The 19,437-nt window shown below is 70.6% G+C and carries 14 protein-coding genes; 10 read left to right on the top strand and 4 right to left on the bottom strand.

Annotated features, from left to right (window positions below; all coding sequences use genetic code 11):
- Window positions 1–14 precede the first annotated feature (14 nt).
- Window positions 15–2,090, bottom strand: coding sequence for a transketolase (gene tkt, locus ACFZBP_RS01460; RefSeq protein WP_391409260.1), 2,076 nt, complete (start codon window positions 2,088–2,090; stop codon window positions 15–17).
- A gap of 177 nt (window positions 2,091–2,267) precedes the next feature.
- On the opposite strand from tkt, the gene ACFZBP_RS01455 reads away from it, so the two are divergent.
- Together ACFZBP_RS01455 and ACFZBP_RS01450 are read left to right on the top strand one after the other, a co-directional pair.
- On the top strand, window positions 2,268–3,176 hold the full coding sequence (locus ACFZBP_RS01455; RefSeq protein ID WP_391409259.1) for a helix-turn-helix domain-containing protein: 909 nt from the start codon (window positions 2,268–2,270) through the stop codon (window positions 3,174–3,176).
- Between the two features lie 75 nt (window positions 3,177–3,251).
- On the top strand, window positions 3,252–3,644 hold the full coding sequence (locus tag ACFZBP_RS01450) for a spore germination protein GerW family protein (RefSeq protein ID WP_391409258.1): 393 nt from the start codon (window positions 3,252–3,254) through the stop codon (window positions 3,642–3,644).
- A 75-nt stretch (window positions 3,645–3,719) separates the two neighbouring features.
- Here ACFZBP_RS01450 and ACFZBP_RS01445 read toward each other — a convergent pair whose 3' ends face one another.
- The 3 genes from ACFZBP_RS01445 to ACFZBP_RS01435 all read right to left on the bottom strand — a co-directional run bounded on the left by ACFZBP_RS01445 (window position 3,720) and on the right by ACFZBP_RS01435 (window position 6,715).
- Entirely contained in the window at window positions 3,720–5,114 is a 1,395-nt protein-coding gene (locus tag ACFZBP_RS01445) for a carbohydrate-binding protein (RefSeq protein WP_391409257.1), read from the bottom strand.
- Window positions 5,115–5,353: 239 nt separating this feature from the next.
- Window positions 5,354–6,157 (bottom strand): IclR family transcriptional regulator C-terminal domain-containing protein, encoded by an 804-nt coding sequence (locus ACFZBP_RS01440; protein WP_391409256.1) that lies wholly within the window; start codon window positions 6,155–6,157, stop codon window positions 5,354–5,356.
- A gap of 18 nt (window positions 6,158–6,175) precedes the next feature.
- Window positions 6,176–6,715: a MarR family transcriptional regulator gene (locus ACFZBP_RS01435; protein WP_391409254.1), complete on the bottom strand. Its 540-nt coding sequence runs from the start codon at window positions 6,713–6,715 to the stop codon at window positions 6,176–6,178.
- A gap of 126 nt (window positions 6,716–6,841) precedes the next feature.
- Here ACFZBP_RS01435 and ACFZBP_RS01430 point away from each other — a divergent pair, with 126 nt between their 5' ends.
- The 8 genes from ACFZBP_RS01430 to fxsT all read left to right on the top strand — a co-directional run bounded on the left by ACFZBP_RS01430 (window position 6,842) and on the right by fxsT (window position 19,418).
- On the top strand, window positions 6,842–7,759 hold the full coding sequence (locus tag ACFZBP_RS01430) for an SDR family NAD(P)-dependent oxidoreductase (RefSeq protein ID WP_383453243.1): 918 nt from the start codon (window positions 6,842–6,844) through the stop codon (window positions 7,757–7,759).
- Window positions 7,760–7,770: 11 nt separating this feature from the next.
- Entirely contained in the window at window positions 7,771–8,646 is an 876-nt protein-coding gene (locus tag ACFZBP_RS01425; protein ID WP_391410318.1) for an amidohydrolase family protein, read from the top strand.
- A gap of 10 nt (window positions 8,647–8,656) precedes the next feature.
- Window positions 8,657–10,159 (top strand): long-chain-fatty-acid--CoA ligase, encoded by a 1,503-nt coding sequence (locus tag ACFZBP_RS01420; RefSeq protein WP_391409253.1) that lies wholly within the window; start codon window positions 8,657–8,659, stop codon window positions 10,157–10,159.
- 8 nt (window positions 10,160–10,167) lie between these two features.
- Window positions 10,168–10,623: a MaoC family dehydratase gene (locus ACFZBP_RS01415; protein WP_383453248.1), complete on the top strand. Its 456-nt coding sequence runs from the start codon at window positions 10,168–10,170 to the stop codon at window positions 10,621–10,623.
- A gap of 412 nt (window positions 10,624–11,035) precedes the next feature.
- The gene (locus ACFZBP_RS01410) at window positions 11,036–13,174 is read left to right on the top strand and encodes an FxsB family cyclophane-forming radical SAM/SPASM peptide maturase (protein WP_391409252.1); all 2,139 of its coding nucleotides are present in this window, start codon (window positions 11,036–11,038) and stop codon (window positions 13,172–13,174) included.
- Window positions 13,171–14,007 carry an AAC(3) family N-acetyltransferase gene (locus tag ACFZBP_RS01405; protein ID WP_391409251.1) on the top strand — a complete coding sequence of 279 codons (837 nt, stop codon included), beginning with the start codon at window positions 13,171–13,173 and terminating at the stop codon, window positions 14,005–14,007. The genes ACFZBP_RS01410 and ACFZBP_RS01405 overlap by 4 nt, the downstream gene beginning before the upstream one ends.
- 49 nt (window positions 14,008–14,056) lie before the next feature.
- A complete protein-coding gene (locus ACFZBP_RS01400; RefSeq protein WP_391409250.1) occupies window positions 14,057–15,433 on the top strand; it encodes a TIR-like protein FxsC in 1,377 nt (458 codons plus the stop codon).
- Complete coding sequence (fxsT, locus tag ACFZBP_RS01395) at window positions 15,420–19,418, top strand: FxSxx-COOH system tetratricopeptide repeat protein (RefSeq protein WP_391409249.1); 3,999 nt, start codon at window positions 15,420–15,422, stop codon at window positions 19,416–19,418. Before ACFZBP_RS01400 ends, fxsT begins: the two co-directional genes overlap by 14 nt.
- Window positions 19,419–19,437: the final 19 nt, after the last annotated feature.

Here is a 19,437-nt window from a genome sequence, read left to right as displayed (position 1 = left end):
CTCTGGCGTTCGGATCAACCGCGGGCGAGGGCAAGGGATTCCCTCGCGGCGGCGGCGACGTTCTCGGCGGTGAAGCCGTACTCGGCGAACAGGGTCGTGGCGTCGGCGGAGGCACCGAAGTGCTCCAGGGACACGATGCGTCCCGCGTCTTTGACGAACCGGTACCAGGTGAGCCCGATCCCGGCCTCGACGGCGACCCGCGCCTTCACGGCCGGCGGCAGGACACTCTCGCGGTACTCGCGCGGCTGCTCCTCGAACCACTCGACGGACGGCATCGACACCACCCGGGTACCGATCCCCTCGGCCTCCAACCGCTCCCGGGCGGCGACGGCCAGCTGGACCTCGGAGCCGGTGGCGATGAGGATGACGTCGGGCGTCCCGGTCGAGGACTCCTCGAGGACGTAACCGCCCTTCGCCGCATCGGCGTTGACCGGCAGGGTCGGCACACCCTGACGGGTGAGCGCGAGGCCGTGCGGGGCCGGGTCGGTGGAGTGCCGCCTGAGGATCTCGGCCCAGGCCACGGCGGTCTCGTTGGCGTCGGCGGGGCGGACGATGTTCAGGCCCGGGATCGCCCGCAGCGAGGCCAGGTGCTCGACCGGCTGGTGGGTGGGGCCGTCCTCGCCGAGACCGATGGAGTCGTGGGTCCAGACGTACGTCACCGGCAGCTGCATCAGCGCGGACATGCGGACCGCGTTGCGCATGTAGTCGGAGAACACCAGGAACGTGCCGCCGTAGATGCGGGTGTTGCCGTGCAGGGCGATGCCGTTCATCTCCGCGGCCATCGAGAACTCGCGGATACCGAAGTGGATGGTGCGGCCGTACGGGTCGGCCTCCGGCAGCGGGTTGCCCTTCGGCAGGAACGAACTCGTCTTGTCGATGGTCGTGTTGTTGGAGCCGGCCAGGTCGGCCGAGCCGCCCCACAGCTCCGGGACGACCGAGCCGAGCGCCTGCAGCACCTTGCCGGAGGCGGCCCGGGTGGCGACCGACCTGCCCTCCTCGAAGACCGGCAGCGCGTCCTCCCAGCCCTCGGGCAGCTGTCCGGCGACGATCCGGTCGAAGAGCAGGGCGCGCTCGGGGTGGGCCGCACGCCAGGTGCCGAGCCGCTTGTCCCAGGCGGCGTGCGCCTCGGCGCCACGGTCGAGGGCGCGGCGGGCGTGGGCGAGGACCTCGTCGGCGACCTCGAAGCTCCGCTCCGGGTCGAAGCCGAGGAGGCGCTTGGTGGCGGCGATCTCCTCGGCGCCGAGGGCGGAACCGTGGGAGGCCTCGGTGTTCTGCGCGTTCGGAGCGGGCCAGGCGATGATCGTGCGCATGGCGATGATCGAGGGACGCTCGGTCTCGGCCTGCGCCGCCTTCAGCGCCGCGTACAGCGCGTGGACGTCGATGTCGCCGCCGAGCTCCGGCTCGATCCGCTGTACATGCCAGCCGTACGCCTCGTACCGCTTCAGCACGTCCTCGGAGAACGCGGTCGCCGTGTCGCCCTCGATGGAGATGTGGTTGTCGTCGTAGAGGAAGACCAGGTTGCCGAGCTTCTGGTGGCCGGCGAGCGAGGAGGCCTCGGCGGAGACGCCCTCCTCCAGGTCGCCGTCGGAGACGATCGCCCAGATGGTGTGGTCGAACGGAGACTCGCCCTCGGGGGCGTCCGGGTCGAACAGGCCCCGCTCGTAACGGGCGGCCATCGCCATGCCCACGGCGTTGGCGACACCCTGGCCCAGCGGACCGGTGGTGGTCTCCACGCCGGCGGTGTGCCCGTACTCGGGGTGACCCGGCGTCTTCGACCCCTGCGTCCGGAACGACTTGAGGTCGTCGAGCTCCAGCTCGTACCCCGCGAGGAAGAGCTGGGTGTAGAGGGTCAGCGAGGTGTGCCCGGGGGAGAGGACGAAGCGGTCACGCCCGGTCCACTCGGGGTCGGCCGGATCGTGCCGCATCACCTTCTGAAAGATCGTGTACGCGGCCGGGGCGAGGCTCATCGCGGTGCCCGGGTGGCCGTTGCCGACCCGCTGTACGGCATCGGCCGCCAGGAGGCGGGCCGTGTCGACGGCACGCCGGTCGAGTTCGGTCCATTCGAAGCTGTCCGGTGTCTGCGTGCTCATCTTCAAAAAGTCCTCGATCGCAGCGAAGTGGCTGGTCCAACGCGTTCAAAAGTAAAAGTCTGACTTTTACGAGGGAAGGTCGGCGTGTGTCACGCTGTGGTGAAAGTGGGACACCGTGAGGAGTGCCGCGCACGGCTGAGCGTGGGGCGCGCACGAGTGAGACGGTACGAGACGGACATGGCGGATATGGCGGATACGGCGGACGTGCGGGCTGATGGCGGCGACGGGATACGGACGTTCCCGTTCCCGGTCGACCTGAGCGTCCTCGGTGTCGGCATGCAGGTGGGCCAGATGGGCACGGGTCGCACCTGGCACGCCGCCGACGCGCCACTGGAGCGCGTGCACCGCATCGACTTCCACAGCGTGATGCTCTTCGACGAGGGGCCCGTACGCCACATGATCGACTTCGCCGAGTACGAGGCGCACGCGGGTGACGTGGTGTGGATCCGGCCGGGCCAGGTGCACCGCTTCTCGGGGACCGGCGGCTACCGGGGCACCGTCCTGACCATGCAGCCCGGCTTCCTGCCCCGCGCCACGGTGGAGGCGACCGGGCTCTACCGCTACGACCTGCCACCCCTCCTCCACCCCGACGAGGCCCAGCTGACCGCTCTGCGTTCGGCGCTCGCCCAGCTCCAACGGGAGTACGAGGACACGACGACGCTGCCGCTGAGCCTGCACACGGCGGTGCTGCGGCACTCGCTCACGGCGTTCCTGCTGCGGCTGGCCCATCTCGCGGCGAGCTCCGCGGAGGCCGCGCGGCAACAGGGGGACACGACGTTCACGCTCTTCCGGGACGCGGTGGAGAAGGGGTTCGCCACCAACCACAGCGTCAGCGCGTATGCCGACCAGCTCGGGTACTCCCGGCGGACCCTCGTCCGCGCGGTGCGCGCCGCGACCGGACTCACGCCCAAGGGGTTCATCGACAAGCGGGTGATCCTGGAGGCGAAGCGGCTGCTCGCCCATACGGACATGGCGATCGGGCGGGTGGGGGTGGCCGTCGGGTTTCCGGACGCCGCGAACTTCTCGAAGTTCTTCCATCAGCACACGGAGGTCACGCCGGCGGTGTTCCGGGCGGAGATCCGCTGATTGTCCGGCCGCCTTCCCTCTCCGGTCCCGGTGGGTCCCCTTGACAGGTGTCGGCTGGTTGTCTACGAGTGCTGGATGACCGACCACGAGGAGAACCCCGCCGTCGCGACGCAGGCCGCGGACGCGTTGTTGGAACACCTGGCCGACAGACTCGGTGGCAGCGCCTCGGTCACCGCCGTCTACGGCGAACCCGTCACCGCTGACGGCGTCACCGTCATCCCGGTCGCCAGAGTCGCCTTCGGGCTCGGCGGCGGAGCCGGGTGGGTCGGCGAGGCCGGAGGGCGTGAGGGCGGGGGAGGCGGGGGAGGGGCGGACGCCAGGCCCGTCGGCTACATCGAGATCAGCAACGGTGTCGCGACGTACCGGCCCATCCGCCGCACCTGGACGGACGTCGCGGTTCCACTGGCCGCGCTGGTGGTCGGCGTCGCGCTCCCGAAAGTCGTCCGGATGCTACGGCGGCGGCGCTGACCATGCCGGTGCCCCGCCAGGGCCGGTGGGCTCTCGCGGGGCATCGGCGTGGTGGCTGTCCGGGCAACGCGCCGGTCAGCGGCCGAAGTTGAACCAGTTCACGTTCACGAAGTCCGCCGACTGGCCGCTGGTGAAGGTGAGATGGACGTCGTGCGTGCCGGTCACCCCGGTGATGTTCGCCGGGATGGTCCGCCACGACTGCCACCCGCCCGTGTTGCCGACCGCGAAACTGCCCACCGGCGCGTTGCTCCGGCTGTCCAGGCGCACCTCGACCAGGCCGCTGACCCCGCCCGCCGCGCCGCTCGCCACCCGGGCGACGAACTGGGTGGCCGCGCTGGAACCGAAGTTGACGCCCCTGTACAGCGCCCAGTCGCCGTTCGCCACGGCACCGATGTTCTGTCCGCCGCCGGAGTCGGACGTGGTCTCGGCGCTCACGCCGCTCTGGCTGTCGTACGACTCGGCCTGGATGGCGCTGTAGGCGTCACGGTTGCCGGTCGGCGGGGGCGTGGTACCGCTCCCACTGGACAGCACCTGGACGTAGTCGACGACCATGGCGTGACCGGGCTGCGTCCCGCTGTCCGGGCCGCCGCCGAAGGCGTCCGGGAAGGCGCCGCCCATGGCCACGTTGAGGATGATGAAGAAGCCGTGGTTCGTGGCGTTCGCCCAGGTCGTCGCGTCGACCTGGTTGGCCCGCACGGTGTGGAAGTTGACGCCGTCGAGGTAGAAGCGGATCTCCTCGACGCTCGTGGAGCGGTCCCACTCCATCCGGTAGGTGTGGAAGCCCGCCTGGCAGGTGGTGCCGGAACAGGTGGTGTTGCCGCCGATGCCGCTGGTCTCGTTGCAGGGGCCGCCCGGTGAGGTGCCGCAGTGCATCGTGGCGAACACCGTGTTCATGCCCTGCGTGTTCTCCATGATGTCCAGCTCGCCGACGCTGGGCCAGTTCCAGTAGTCGCCCCGGTAGGGTGCGCCGAGCATCCAGAACGCCGGCCAGTACCCCTTGGCGGCGGCCCCGGTCACGTTCGGCACCTGGATCCGTGACTCCACGCGGAGCTTGCCGCCCGCCGGGGGCTGGAAGTCGGTGCGGTTGGTCTCGATGCGACCGGAGGTCCAGTTGCCGGACGCGTCCCGGCGCGGGGTGATGCGGAGGTTGCCGTTGCCGTCGAGCGAGACGTTGTCGGTGCTGTTGGTCATCGTCTCGATCTCGCCGGTGCCCCAGTTGGCGGGGCCGCCGGGATAGCCCTTGCCGGTCGCGTACTGCCAGTCGGCGGTGTTCACGCCGGTGCCGGCCGCGCCGTTGAAGTCGTCCAGGAACACCTGCGTCCAGCCCGACGGCGGCGTGGGCGCGGAGGCGTTGGCGGAGGGAACGGCGACGGTGGCGACGGCCGCCGCCAGGCCCAGCGTGCCGAGCAGGGCGACGAACGTCCGCCTGAGGGAGCGGTGTCTGCGATGTATGCCGGAGGGTTCACTCATGGGGTGCTGCCTCTCGGTGTACGGGTGGGGATGCGGGGAGCCTTGGGCTTTGAGAGCGCTCTCAAAGTGTCGCCAATGTGCTCCCCGTCCCTTCGGTCGTCAAGAGGTGAAGCAGAGAAAACCCTTGCGGCACAGGGGAGTTCACCCTGTGAAGGCGGAAATGTGCCAGAGCGCGGTGCCCGCCTTCCACGGCGCCCACGACAGGTTCCAGCCGTTGAGCCCGTTGGCCGGATCGAGGTCTACCCCTTTTCCGGCTGCCACCCCAACCCCCGCGAGATCCCGCGCGCCGCGAGCCGCACCGCCGGTACCAGGACCGGGACCTGGGCGTCGGCCTGGGGTACGACGACGGACACCGCGGCGGTGACCGAACCGCCCGGGCCGCGTATCGGGGCGGCCACCGACAGGGCGTCGTCGGTGACCTGGCGGCTGCTGACCGCCACACCGGTGCGGCGTACGTCGGCCAGTATGCGGCGCAGCCGGGCCGGTTCGGTGACGGTGTACGGCGTGAACGCGGCGAGGGGGCCGGCGCAGTACTCCTCCTGGAACTCGGGGGCACTGTGCGCGAGCAGGGTGAGCCCGACCCCGGTGGCGTGCAGCGGCCAGCGCGCCCCGACGCGGATGTGCACGCCGACCGCGGAGCGTCCCGAGAGCCACTCGATGTAGACGACCTCGGCTCCGTCCCGCACCGCCAACTGCACGTTCTCGTGCGTCGCCTCGTACAGGTCCTCCAGATACGGCAGCGCGAGCTGTCGCAGCGCCAGCCCGCGCGGCGCCAGTGCCGCGAGCTCCCACAGTCGCAGCCCGACGTGGTAGAGGCCGGCGTCGTCCCGCTCCAGGGCGCCCCACTCCGTGAGGGCGTTCACCAGCCGGTGCGCGGTGCTCAGGCTCAGTCCGGCCCGGCGGCCGATGTCCGTCAGGCACAGCGCGGGATGTTCGAGGTCGAAGGCTCCGAGCACGGACAGCAGCCGGTCGGGCGCGGAACGCGTCCCCTTGGCCGGCCCGGACGGGACAGGCGGCGCGGACGGCACTGCTTCGGAGGTCATCGGCACCTCATCCTCCGGTCATCCCAGCCCGGACTCGGTGACCCGCTGCAGCAGCCCGTGGAGCTGCTCCCGCTCAGCCGGGTCGAGGGGCTGGAGGAGTTCGTTGGTGACCCGCTGCCCGGCCTCGTCGGTGTCCCGAAGGAACGCGCGACCGCCCTCGGTCAGGACGATGATCCGGCTGCGGCGGTCGTCGGGAGAGGGGCGCCGCTCGGCGAAGCCAAGCTTCTCCAGGTCGTCGACCAGACCGACGATCGCGCTCGGGTCGTAGCCGAGCGACGCGCTCAGCTCGCGCTGGAGGGCGCCGGGGGACGTGGCGAGGAACCGCAGCACCGCGTAGTGGCGCAGCCGCAGCCCCGACTCCTGGAGGAACGTGTTGAACAACTGACCCGAGCGCAGGCCCAGGCGGTACAGCAGATACCCCGTGTCCGCGTGCAGTCCGCGCATCCACGGTTCGTGTCCGTCGATGGGTGCCGGGTTCGTGGCGTGCTGGCGGGCGATGGCGGACTCCCTGGTCTCGGCCCCCGGTGGCCGGGGGTTCCTCTGTGCAGATTCCAGCATGACGCACCCGAAGGTCACCAACAACTATTGACGACAACAATTATTGCTCTTAACTTCGATCGCGTAGCCGCACCCCGCGTCGAAGCAACCCTGGCGCGCAGCACCCCACGTCGAAGGGACCCTCCCGTGCCCAGCATCGATCTCACCGGCAAGGCCGCCGTCGTCACCGGCAGCGGCCGGGGCCTCGGCCTCGCCTATGCCCACGCCCTGGCCGCGCACGGCGCCTCCGTGGTCGTCAACGACGTCGACGAGGCCGTGGCCGAGGCGGCCGTGAAGTCCATCACCGAGGCCGGCGGCACCGCCGTCGCCGAGGTCGTCCCCGTGGGCACGACCGAGGCCGCCGAGCGGCTGGTGAACCGCGCGGTCGAGGAGTTCGGGCGGCTCGACGTCCTGGTCACCAACGCGGGCATCCTGCGCGACAAGGTGCTGTGGAAGATGACCGACGACGATTTCGACGCGGTCATCACCACCCACCTCAAGGGCACCTTCACCTGCGCCCGCGCCGCCGCCGTCCGCATGCGCGAGCAGGGCGAGGGCGGCACCCTCATCCTGGTCGGCTCCCCGGCCGGCCAGCGCGGCAACTTCGGCCAGACCAACTACGCCGCCGCCAAGGCCGGCATCGCCGCCATGGCCCGCACCTGGTCCATGGAACTGGGGCGCGCCAACATCACCGTCAACGCGATCGTGCCGGTCGCCGCCACCGCCATGACCGAGACCATCCCCGCCTTCGCCCCGTACATCGAGGCCATGAGGAACGGCGAGCCGCTCCCCGACTTCCTGCGCAAGGGCGAGGGCTTCGGCACCCCCGAGGACTGCGCCGCCCTCGTCCCCTTCCTCGCCTCCGAGGCGGCCCGGGGCATCACCGGCCAGGCCATCGGCGTCGGCGGCGACAAGGTGGCACTCTGGTCGCATCCGCAGGAGATCGCGGCCGCCTACGCCGACGGCGGCTGGACCCCCGACACCCTGGCCGACGTCTGGCCCACCTCGGTCGGCGCCGCACTCCAGTCGGTCGGCATCCCGGCGCCCAAGTTCCCGGAGGCGTGATGGCCCCGTCCATGAACCCCGACGACCTCGTCGCGATCGACGTACACACCCACGCGGAGGTCTCCTCCAAGGGCCACGCCTCCCTGGACGACGATCTGCACGACGCCTCCTCGGCCTACTTCAAGGTCGAGGGCAAGCGGAAGCCGACCCTGGAGGAGACCGCCGCGTACTACCGCGAGCGGAAGATGGCGGCCGTGATCTTCACGGTCGACGCCGAGTCCGCGACCGGCACCCCGCCGGTCCCGAACGAGGAGGTCGCCGAGGCGGCCGCCGCCAACGCGGACGTCCTGATCCCCTTCGCCTCCATCGACCCCTTCCGCGGCAAGGCGGGCGTGAAGCAGGCCCGCCGTCTGGTCGAGGAGTACGGGGTGCGGGGCTTCAAGTTCCACCCCAGCATCCAGGGCTTCTTCCCCAGCGACCGTGCGGTGGCGTACGACCTCTACGAGGTGATCGAGGAGACGGGCACCATCGCCCTCTTCCACACCGGCCAGACGGGCATCGGCGCCGGAGTGCCGGGAGGCGGCGGCATCCGCCTCAAGTACTCCAACCCCCTGCACGTGGACGACGTGGCGGCCGACTTCCCCCACCTGAAGATCATTCTCGCCCACCCGTCCTTCCCCTGGCAGGACGAGGCCCTCGCCGTCGCCACCCACAAGCCGGGCGTCCACATCGACCTGTCCGGCTGGTCGCCGAAGTACTTCCCGCCGCAGCTCGTGCAGTACGCGAACACGCTGCTCAAGGACAAGGTCCTCTTCGGCTCCGACTTCCCCGTCCTCACGCCCGACCGCTGGCTCGCCGACTTCGAGAAGCTGTCGATCAAGGACGAGGTCAAGCCGAAGATCCTCAAGGAGAACGCCGCCCGGCTGCTCGGGCTGACGAAACCGTAAGGGGCGCGACATGCGCAACGAGGGACTGGGGTCGTGGCCCGCACGCCGGGCCCGCAAGACCCCGCACCGCACCGCCCTGATCCACGGCGGGACGTCCATCGACTACCGCACCCTGCACCTGCGCACCACCCGCCTCGCCCACGCCCTGCGGGCCCGGGGCGTCCGGCGCGGCGACCGCATCGCCTACCTCGGCCCGAACCATCCCTCCTACCTGGAGACCCTGTTCGCGGCCGGCACGCTCGGCGCGGTCTTCGTCCCGCTCAACACCCGCCTCGCCGGCCCCGAGATCGCATACCAGCTCGCCGACTCCGGCGCCAAGGCCCTCGTCTACGGCCCCTCCCACGCCGGGCTCGTGGCCGGACTGCCCGGCAGCACGGACGTCCGTACCTACGTCGAGGTGGGCGCCGAGTACGAGGAGGCGCTCGCCGCAGCCTCCGAAGAACCCGTCGACACACCGGTCACCCCGGACGACACCTGCATCATCATGTACACCTCGGGGACGACCGGCCGCCCCAAGGGCGCGATGCTCACCCACGGCAACATCACCTGGAACGCGCTCAACGTCCTCGTCGACACCGACCTGATCGCCGACGAACGCGCTCTGGTCTCGGCCCCGTTGTTCCACACGGCGGGCCTGAACATGCTGACGCTCCCGGTCCTCCTCAAGGGCGGCACCTGTGTCCTGGTCGAGGCCTTCGACCCGGACGCCACCTTCGACCTGATCGAACGGCACCGGATCACCTTCATGTTCGGCGTCCCGACCATGTTCGACCAGATCGCCCGCCACCCCCGCTGGCCCGACGCCGACCTGTCCTCCCTGCGCATCCTCACCTGCGGCGGCTCCCCGGTGTCGACGCCGCTCATCGCCGCCTACCAACAACGGGAACTGACGTTCCTTCAGGGCTACGGCATGACGGAGGCCGCCCCCGGCACCCTGTTCCTGGACGCCGAACACGCCGTCGGCAAGGCCGGCTCCGCGGGCGTGCCGCACTTCTTCAGCGACGTACGCGTCGTCCGGCCGGACCTGGCGCCGGTCGACGTCGGCGAGACCGGCGAGGTCGTCGTCCGCGGCCCGCACGTCATGCCCGGCTACTGGGGGCTGCCCGAGGAGACGGCCGCCTCCTTCGCGGACGGCTGGTTCCGCAGCGGGGACGCGGCCCGGATCGACGAGGACGGCTATGTCTTCATCGTCGACCGCATCAAGGACATGATCATCTCCGGCGGCGAGAACATCTACCCGGCCGAGATCGAGGACCTCCTCCTCGCCCACCCGGACATCGTGGAATGCGCGGTGATCGGGGTGCCCGACGACAAGTGGGGCGAGGTGCCGCGCGCGGTGGTCGTCCCCCGCGAGGGCACCACGCCCGACCCCGACGCGATCCTCGCGTCCCTCGCCGGCCGCCTCGCCAAATACAAGATCCCGAAATCGGTGGTGCTCGCGGACGAACTCCCGCGCACCGCCTCAGGAAAACTCCTCAAGTCCCGCGTCCGTACCCGATACGGCAACCAGTAAGGAACCGCATGAGCATCACCGTGAACGGCCTCGACGAACTGAAGAAGCTCGCGGGCAGCGACCTCGGCACCAGCGAATGGATCGAGATCACCCAGGACCGCATCAACACCTTCGCCGACGCCACCGGCGACCACCAGTGGATCCACGTGGACCCCGAGAAGGCGGCCGAGGGCCCGTTCGGCGCCCCCATCGCCCACGGCTATCTCACCCTCTCCCTCTTCATCCCCCTGTTCACCGAGTTGTTGGACGTCCAGGGCGTCACCACGAAGGTCAACTACGGCCTGAACAAGGTGCGTTTCCCCGCGCCGGTGAAGGTGGGCTCCCGCATACGCCTGGTCGGGAAGCTGGCGGAGGTCGAGGAGGTGCCCGGCGGAGTGCAGATCACCGTGGACGGCACCATCGAGATCGAGGGCGGGAGCAAGCCGGCGGCAGTGCTGCGCAGCCTGTCGCGGTTCTACGCCTGAGCCGGGCCGCAGCGTCCATGCACAGACGGCACGTCACCCGTGCGGAGCCACTTCATCATCAGAATTCACACTGGTGACCTGGGAAAACAGAAATGCGGTGGCCCTGACGCCTCGAAGGTGGCACAGCTTAGCGGTAGCGTGCTGCCATAAAAGTTCTGCCCCAACGCTCCTCTGCCCACCCACTTGGGCCTTTCGACAGGGAATGCCGTGACCATTCCAGCAAGAACCACTGCAGGTACGACCGTGCAGTCGGTGGTCGCCGCCACGCCTCGCAAGAGCGCGTTGCGGCTCGATGCTCCGCACGACCCGAAGAGTGTCCGAGGAGTGCGTCGCGCCCTCTCGTCCACCCGGGCAGGCAGCAGGGCAGGGGTGACGTTCCAGTCGTCCATCTGAGGACACCGAATCCTCCGTCATGACCGGTCCGACTCTTCCGCTGCGGCAGCTCGTGCTGAAAGTGCACAGCAGGTGCGATCTCGCCTGCCGGCACTGCTACATCTACGAGCACGCCGACCAGAGCTGGAGCTCCCGGCCCAGGGTGATCTCCGAAGAGACGATCACCTGGACGGCCCTCCGGCTGTCGGAGCATGCCAAGGACCACCAGCTCGCCTCCGTGCAGGTCATCCTGCACGGAGGCGAGCCCCTTTTGGCGGGTCCGGCGCGATTACGGCTGATCTGCGAGGAACTCCGCACCGCCCTGCGCGGAGTGTGCGAACTCGATCTGCGGATCCACACCAACGGCGTGCAGCTGAATGAGCGTCACCTCGACCTGTTCGCCGCACACGGCGTCCGCGTCGGCATCTCGCTCGACGGCGACCGCGCCGCCAACGACCGCCACCGCCTCTTCACCAACGGACGCAGCAGCTACGACAAGGTGCTGAGGGCCCTGGGCCTGCTGAACCAGGACCGCTACCGTCACCTCTTCGCCGGTATCCTGTGCACCGTCGACGTGCGCAACGACCCGATCGCCGCCTACGACGCCCTCGCCGCGCTGCACCCCCCACGCATCGACTTCCTCCTGCCCCACGCCACCTGGGACACGCCGCCCCTCAGGCCCGACGGCGCCCTCACTCCGTACGCCGACTGGCTCCTGACGATCTACGACCGGTGGGACTCCCAGGGGCGCCCGATGCCGGTGCGGCTGTTCGACTCGGTGATCAGCACCCTCGGCGGCGGTCCCGCCCTGACCGAGGCGATGGGGCTGGAATCGGCCGACGTGGTGGTCGTCGAGACCGACGGGACGTACGAGCAGGCCGACTCCCTCAAGACCGCGTACGACGGGGCGCCCGTCACCGGAATGAACGTCTTCCGGCACACCCTCGACGAGGTGGCCCGCCACCCCGGCATGACCGCCCGGCAGCACGGCCTGGACGACCTGAGCGCGCAATGCCGTACCTGCCCGGTGGTCCGCTCCTGCGGGGGAGGGCTCTTCGCCCACCGCTATCGCGACGACGGCAGCGGCTTCGACAACCCGTCGGTCTTCTGTGCCGACCTGGCCGAGCTGATCCACTCCATCGACGCCAGGACCGGCGTCGGCGCGAACCGCCCGATCGACGGCTTCGACGAACTGGCCGACGGCACCGACGACGGCACGGCGGTACGGGTGTTGATCCGGTCCCAGCAACGCGTCACGCTTGACCTGCTGAAGGCTCTGCATACCGAACCGGGCCTGATCAAGGGACAGTTGTGGACGCCCGCATGGCAACTGGCCCTGAAGCTCGGTGAGTACGACGAGTCCCTGCTCGCGTCACTCCTGACGCACCCGTACACCAGGCCCTGGATCCTGCGCTGCCTGGACGGCGAGGCATCCTCCGACCACCTGGCCTCCCTCGTGGCGGCGGTCGCACTGCCCGCGCGTGCCGTCGACGGCATCGAGGTCCCCGTGCGCGACGGCTTCGCCCATCTCCCCGGAATCGGCCGACTGCGTGCCGAACTCCCGGACACCACCGTCTCGTTGGGCGCCCATGCCATCGCTGGATCCCCCTCCGCCTGGGAGCCCGTGCGATGGCTGCGGGCCGAGGGGCTGGAGGTCGCCGTCGACGACATGGATCCCTACCGCGACTGCTTCGGGGCTCCGGTGCGGGCACGCCTGACGGACGAGGACATGCAGCTCTGGCGGGACGTGGTGCCGCAGGCCTGGATGTTGATCGGGAAGACCCTGCCCGCCGTCGCCGCCGGCATGGCCGCGGGGGTCTCCGTGCTGACGCCGCTGGCCACCGCGCCCGACCCCGAACGGACCACGGCCGGCGCCGGTTTCACGGCCCTGGGCGTACACCTCCACCCCGATCCGGTCGACGTCGCCGTCGACCTGGTCCGTGGATTCCGGCTCGGGGTGCTGGACACCCTGCTCGACGAGTGCGAGTTGTACGACGAGACGGACACCCGCGTCGCGGCACTGCTCGCCGACACCTACGCACGCGCGGCCACCGACACCCTGCGCCCGGCCTCCGAGTCGGCCCACCGCACCCGCGCGCAGTGGGAGCGGCTCGCGTCCGCCGCGTCGCTCACGGCGCTCGGACGGCGTTTCGTCGACGGCATCGGACGGAGCCTGTGAGCGGGGGCCGGTCCCTCGGTGAGGGCCTGCGGGCGTTGGGGGTCCGGCCCGGGTCGGTCTTGCTGGCGCATGCCTCGCTGCGGCGGGTCGGGGCGGCGCCCGAGGCTGTGCTGGCCGCGCTGCTCGATGTGCTCGGGCCCGGGGGGACGCTGGTCGTACCGGCCTTCACCGCGGGAAATTCCGACACCTCTCCGGCGTATCAGGAGCGGATCCGTGGCATGACGGAACGTCAAGTGAGCGACTACCGGGCCGCGATGCCGCCGTTCGAGGCGGATCGGACGCCCTCCCAGGGCATGGGGCGGCTGGCCGAGGCCGTACGGTGCCATGGGGAAGCAGTGCGCAGCACGCATCCGCAGACGTCGTTCGCGGCCGTGGGGGCCCGGGCGCGGGAGCTGATGGCGGCGCACGACGAGGAGTGTCATCTGGGGGAGCGCTCCCCGCTGGCCCCGCTGTACCGGGCCGGGGCCGAGGTGCTGCTCATGGGGGTCGGCTACGAGGTGTGCAGCGCCTTCCACCTCGCCGAGTACCGCGTGGCGGAGCCGCCGCACCGGGAGTACAGCTGCGTGGTCCTGCGGGGCGGCGAGCGGTGTTGGACCTCGTACAAGGACGTCGCTCTCGACGACCATGACTTCGGCGCCCTGGGCGCGGCGTTCCAGGCGGACGGCGACACGCGGCCCGAGCCCGTCGTCCGGCGCGGTCCGGTCGGGAACGCCCGGGCCCGGTTGTTCCCCTTGGCGGGGGCGGTGGATTTCGCCACCGGATGGCTGGCCCGAAATCGACCCCGCGGCCTTTTCACGGAGCCGTCACAAATCGCTGCGGGGTTCCTACACTGAGTGTCCACCCCCGCGGGGCGGGGGACGGGGGACGGGATCGGGGGATCGCGTGGAGCCGACGGCACCGACGGGGGAGGACCTCACCGCTCCCTATTTCTTCCTGAGCTACGCCCACCTCCCCCGAAACGGTTCGGAGGAGGCCGATCCGGACCTGTGGGTCCACCGTCTCTTCTGCGACCTGTGCGAGCACATCCAGAACATGACCGCCCACGCGGGCGCGCCCGGATTCATGGACCGCTCGATGCGGGCCGGGCAGATCTGGAGTCATGAACTCGCCGATTCACTGGTCGGTTGCCGGGTGTTCGTGCCGCTGTACTCGCCGCGCTACTTCATCAGTTCCTGGTGCGGCAAGGAGTGGGCCGTCTTCGGCGGCCGCCAGGCCCGCTACCGGGTCGAGGGCCAGCGCGGCACGCCCAGCGCGGTGGTGCCCGCACTGTGGTCGCCGGTGCCCGACCACCAACTTCCGGACACTGTCAAGGAAGTTCAGTACGCGCATCCCGAACTCGGCCAGAAGTACCGCTCGTTCGGGCTGTACGGACTGGCCAAACTCAGTTCGTTCCGCAACGACTACCAGAAGGCCGTGCTGCACCTGGCCCGGCGCATCGTCGAAGTCGGCGAGAGCATCATCGTGGAACGCGGCGACCGGACCGCGATGGACACCGCGCACGACGCCTTCGCCGGCCCGCCCGCCGTACCCGTGACGCTCATCCGGCCCGCCGGGCACACGACGACCGTCGGCCACTCCACGGCCGCGCGGCCGGTCCGTCCCACGACACCCGGGCGCAGCCTGCGGATCAGCGTGGCTGCGGGCAGCCTGGACCGGTTACCCGAGGGCCGCGGTCCCGACTGCTACGGCCCCTCACCGCTCGACTGGAACCCGTACCACCCCACCTCCGCCCAACCCCTCGCCCAGGTGATCGCCGGTATCGCGGAGCGGCTTCAACTCCGCCCCGATCTACGTGAGTTCGGCCAGGTGCCCGGTTCCGCCGACGGGCCGGAGGTCCTGCTCCTGGACCGCTGGGTCCTGCGCGACCGGGAACAGCGCGGCAGGCTGCGCGAGTTCGACGCCGGCGCCCGGCGCTCCACCGGCCTCGCCGTCCCGTGGAACCGCGCCGACCCGGACAGTGACGAGGCCGAGGACGAACTGGCCGCCGAGGTGGAGGTCACCCTGCCCCGCCTGATGTACCAGGGGCGGCAGACGTGCAGACCCGCCGTCCAGGGCATCCCCGACCGCAAGGCCTTCAGCCACCTGCTGCCGCGCGTCGTGCAGGAGGCCGAGAGGGAGTACCTCAGAAGAGCCCCGGCCAGGACGCCGTCCGGTCAGGGCACCGCGCGATTCCGGCTGGGCGCTGCGGACAGCCCGGACAGCCGGCCACAGGGACACCGCCGGGACGCCGAGGAGGAAGACCGCGATGAGCAGCGTTGACGAACGGGACGCACGGGAGGAGCGGGGCGAGCGGGACGGGCGTACCGGCCGCATCGTGACGTTCTACTCGTACAAGGGCGGCACCGGCCGGACCATGGCCCTGGCGAACACCGCGTGGATCCTGGCCGCCAACGGCAAACGGGTCCTCGCCGTCGACTGGGACCTGGAGGCCCCCGGCCTCCATCGCTTCTTCCACCCCTTCCTGGATCCGGCCACCGTCGGCGCCACCACCGGCGTCATCGACCTGCTCAAGGAGTACGCCTGGGCGGCCACCGGTGGTGAGGGCGAGGACGAGCAGCGCCCGCCCGACTGGCACCGGGAGTACGCCCGCATCCAACGCCACGCCGTGTCGCTGGACTGGCCCTTCCCCGAACCCGGCACCCTCGACCTGGTCTCGGCGGGCCGGCAGAGCCGTGACTACTCGGCGATCGTGAGCACCTTCGACTGGGACAACTTCTACGACCGCCTCGGCGGCGGACTGTTCTTCGACGCCCTGCGCGAGGACATGCGGCAGAACTACGACTACGTCCTCATCGACAGCCGCACCGGACTCTCCGACATCGCCGACATCTGCACCGCCCATCTGCCCGACGTCCTCGTGGACTGCTTCACCCTCAGCGACCAGAGCATCGACGGCGCCTCCATGGTCGCCCACGACATCCACGACCGCTTCCACAGCCGCAGCATCCGCATCCTGCCCGTCCCCATGCGCATAGACGAGGGCGAGAAGGAGAAGGCCGACGCCGGACGCTCGTTGGCCCGGGCGAAGTTCGACGGGTTCCCGGCCGGCCTGGTCGACGACGAACTCTCCACCTACTGGGGGTCCGTGGAGGTCCCGTACCGGCCCTACTACGCCTACGAGGAGACGCTGGCCACCTTCGGCGACGAGGCCGGCAACCCCACCTCCCTGCTGTCGGCCTTCGAACGGCTCACCAGCGTGATCAGTGACCGGGCGATCACCACGCTGCCGCGCATGGACAAGGATCTGCGCGAGGGCATCAAGAAGAAGTTCACCCGCACCCGGCTGTCGCTCCCGGCCGACCTGCATCTGAGCTACGTCGCCGAGGACCGCATGTGGGCCGACTGGATCGCCGTGCTGCTGTCCCGGGCCGGGTTCCGGGTGGTGCTCAGGTACGTGGGCTGCGACGGGGACGGCGCCGAGCAGCCAGCCGACCGGACCGTCGTCGTGATCTCCCCCGCGTACCAGCGCTCCGCACGGGCCCGGCAGGTGTGGGAGGCGGCCACGGGCGGTGACCCGTCCGGCCGCCGCCAGGTGGTGGCGGTGCGGGTCGGCGACTTCCGGCCGGCCCCGATGTTCAGCGAGTGGCCCTCGGTCGACCTGGTGCGGACGAACGAGAAGAACGCGGCCTCCGCGCTGCTGCGGGCCCTCGGCAAGCCGCCCCTGCCGGCCGAACTGCCCGACGACGCCGTCGCCTCCGACGCCCGCTTCCCGGACACCGTGCCCAGGTTCTGGAACGTCTCCCCGCGCAACGCCGCCTTCACCGGCCGCAGCGCGCTGCTGGAGCGGCTGCGCGACGGCCTCGGCAGCGCCTCCGGCGGCACGGCCGCGATGTACGCCCTGTACGGGCTGGGGGGTGTCGGCAAGACACAGATCGCACTGGAGTACGTGCACCGGTTCGCCGCGGACTACGACCTGGTGTGGTGGATCCCGTCGGAGCAGAACGAACTCGTCGTCTCCGCCCTCGCGGACCTGGCCCGCAAGTTGGGCCTGCGGGTCGGGGACGACGCGGCACAGGTCGCCCAGGAGGTGCGCGACCATCTGCGCCAGTCGAGCTCGACCCTGCGCTGGCTGCTGGTGTTCGACAACGCCGACGAGCCGCAGGAGGTCAGCCGGCACTTCCCCGGCGGCAACGGCCACGTCCTGGTGACCTCGCGGAACCAGACCTGGCTCCAGTACGGCAAGGCCCTGGAGATCGACCCGTTCCTGCGCGAGGAGAGCGTCGAGCACCTGCTGCGCCGGGCCGCCGACCTCACCGCCGAGGACGCCGACCGGGTCGCCGCCGCCGTGGGCGACCTGCCGCTCGCACTCGACCAGGCGGGGGCGTGGCTCGCCGAGACGGGCACACCCGTCGACACCTACCTCGCCGAACTGGAGCAACAGGCCGAACGCGTCCTGTCGTTCAGCCAGCCCGCGAACTACCCGAAGCCCGTGGGCGCCACCTGGAACGTCTCCATCGAACGCCTCAAGGAGCGCTCCCCGGCCGCCGTACGCCTGCTGCAGCTGTGCGCCTTCTTCGCGGCCGAACCCATCTCCATGAAGCTGCTCTACGGCGACGAGATGATCCGCGTCCTCGCCACGGAGGACCCCTCGCTCCAGGAGAAGATGGTCCTCGGCCAGGTCATCCGGGAGATAGGCCGGTTCGCGCTCGCCAAGGTCGACCGGGCCACCGAGTCGATCCAGGTGCACCGGCTGGTGCAGGCGGTCATCCGCTCCCAGCTGACCCGGCAGGAGCAGGAGGAGGCACAGCACGTCGTCCACCGCATCCTGGCCGGTGCCCGCCCCTCCGGTGAGGAACCGATCGACGACCCCGAGAACCAGCCCACCTTCGCGGCGATCTGGCCCCACCTGGAGGCCTCCGAGGCCAGCATCTGCGACGAACCGGAGACCCGCCAGCTGCTCATCGACCGGGTCCGCTACCTGTGGAAGCGCGGCGACCTGAACGCCGCCCTCGCCCTCGGGGAGTCGCTGCGGCGCCTGTGGGAGGGACAGCTGACCGAGCGGGTGAGCGCCGCCCAGCGCGGCCACGCCGCCAACCTCCGGATCCAGATCCTGCATCTGCGGTTCCACATCGCCAACGTGCTGCGCTCCCTCGGCAAGTACGTGGAGGCGGAGAAGCTGGGCTCGGACACCCTGGCCCGCCAGCGCGACCTGCTGCGGCCCGGGCACCCGCACATCCTCATGACGGCCAGCGGCCTCGCGATGGACCTCGGCAACGTGGGCCGCTTCAACGACGCCCTCGACATGGCCACCGAGGCCTACCTCGGCTTCAAGGAGAGCTTCGGCGAGGACCACCCGCGCACCCTCAGCGCCAACAACAACCGCGCCCTGTGCCTGCGCCAGCTCGGCCGCTACAGCGAGGCCCGCGACGTCGACCAGGAGATCTACGACCGGCGCCGCAACGACCTGGGCAAGGAGCACCCGCACACCCTGATCAGCGTCACCAACCTGGGCCGCGACCTGCGCGAGGTCGGCGAGTACGAGACGTCGATCTCCCTGCTGCGCGACAGCTACCAGTCCTACGAGGCACTGTTCGGCAAGGTCCACCCCGAGACCCTGCGCACCGCCAAGAGTCTCGCGGTCTCGCTGCGCAAGGCCGGACAGCTTCAGGAGGCCCGCGCCCTCACCCAGCAGACCCGTGAGCTCTACCGGGTGCGGGAGACCCCCACGTCCACCCCGGACGTCCTGGACTGCACCCTGAACTACGCGGCCGATCTGTACGCCACCGGGGCCAGGGACGAGGCGTTGGTGCTGGCGCAGGACATAGTGCGGCAGTACCGGACGGCGCCCGGCGAACGCCACCCGGCGACGCTGGCCGCCGTCAACAATCTCGGCATCTTCCTGCGCGGCGCCGGTGACGCCGCCCAGGCCGGCAAGCTGATGGAACGTAACTTCGCCACCCTGCGGAAGGTGCTCGGCGAACGCCACCCGTACACGCTCGCCGCCGCCGTCAACCTCGCCAACGTGCTCGCGGACCAGGGCGAGTTGCGCGAGGCCGAGGACCTGGAACGGACGGCCGTGGCCGGATTCCAGGCCGCCCTCGGTACGAAACACCCGGACACGATCGTCTCGCGCGCCAACCTGGCCGTGACCCTGCGCGCCCTGTGCCGCATCCCCGAGGCCGACCAGCTCCAGGAGAGCGCCCAGGCCGAGCTGACCCGGCTGCTCGGCGAGGAACACCCGCACACGGTGAGCGTGCGCGACGGCAAGCGGATCCACCGGGACCTGGAACCACTGGCCGTGTGACCGCGTGCCCAGCGGGTGG

Source organism: Streptomyces sp. NPDC008086 (assembly GCF_042957325.1).
In the GTDB taxonomy this organism is placed as follows: domain Bacteria; phylum Actinomycetota; class Actinomycetes; order Streptomycetales; family Streptomycetaceae; genus Streptomyces.
The sequence above is the reverse complement of the archived record's forward strand: the minus strand, read 5'-3'. Positions and strand labels throughout refer to the sequence as shown.

Coding starts and splice junctions, on each gene's coding strand:
- ACFZBP_RS01450 (WP_391409258.1), top strand. CDS start 3,252: ATGACCGACCACGAGGAGAACCCCGCCGTCGCGACGCAGGCCGCGGAC.
- ACFZBP_RS01455 (WP_391409259.1), top strand. CDS start 2,268: ATGGCGGATATGGCGGATACGGCGGACGTGCGGGCTGATGGCGGCGAC.
- ACFZBP_RS01440 (WP_391409256.1), bottom strand. CDS start 6,157: ATGACCTCCGAAGCAGTGCCGTCCGCGCCGCCTGTCCCGTCCGGGCCG.
- ACFZBP_RS01445 (WP_391409257.1), bottom strand. CDS start 5,114: ATGAGTGAACCCTCCGGCATACATCGCAGACACCGCTCCCTCAGGCGG.
- ACFZBP_RS01435 (WP_391409254.1), bottom strand. CDS start 6,715: ATGCTGGAATCTGCACAGAGGAACCCCCGGCCACCGGGGGCCGAGACC.
- ACFZBP_RS01420 (WP_391409253.1), top strand. CDS start 8,657: ATGCGCAACGAGGGACTGGGGTCGTGGCCCGCACGCCGGGCCCGCAAG.
- ACFZBP_RS01410 (WP_391409252.1), top strand. CDS start 11,036: ATGACCGGTCCGACTCTTCCGCTGCGGCAGCTCGTGCTGAAAGTGCAC.
- ACFZBP_RS01415 (WP_383453248.1), top strand. CDS start 10,168: ATGAGCATCACCGTGAACGGCCTCGACGAACTGAAGAAGCTCGCGGGC.
- ACFZBP_RS01425 (WP_391410318.1), top strand. CDS start 7,771: ATGAACCCCGACGACCTCGTCGCGATCGACGTACACACCCACGCGGAG.
- fxsT (WP_391409249.1), top strand. CDS start 15,420: ATGAGCAGCGTTGACGAACGGGACGCACGGGAGGAGCGGGGCGAGCGG.
- tkt (WP_391409260.1), bottom strand. CDS start 2,090: ATGAGCACGCAGACACCGGACAGCTTCGAATGGACCGAACTCGACCGG.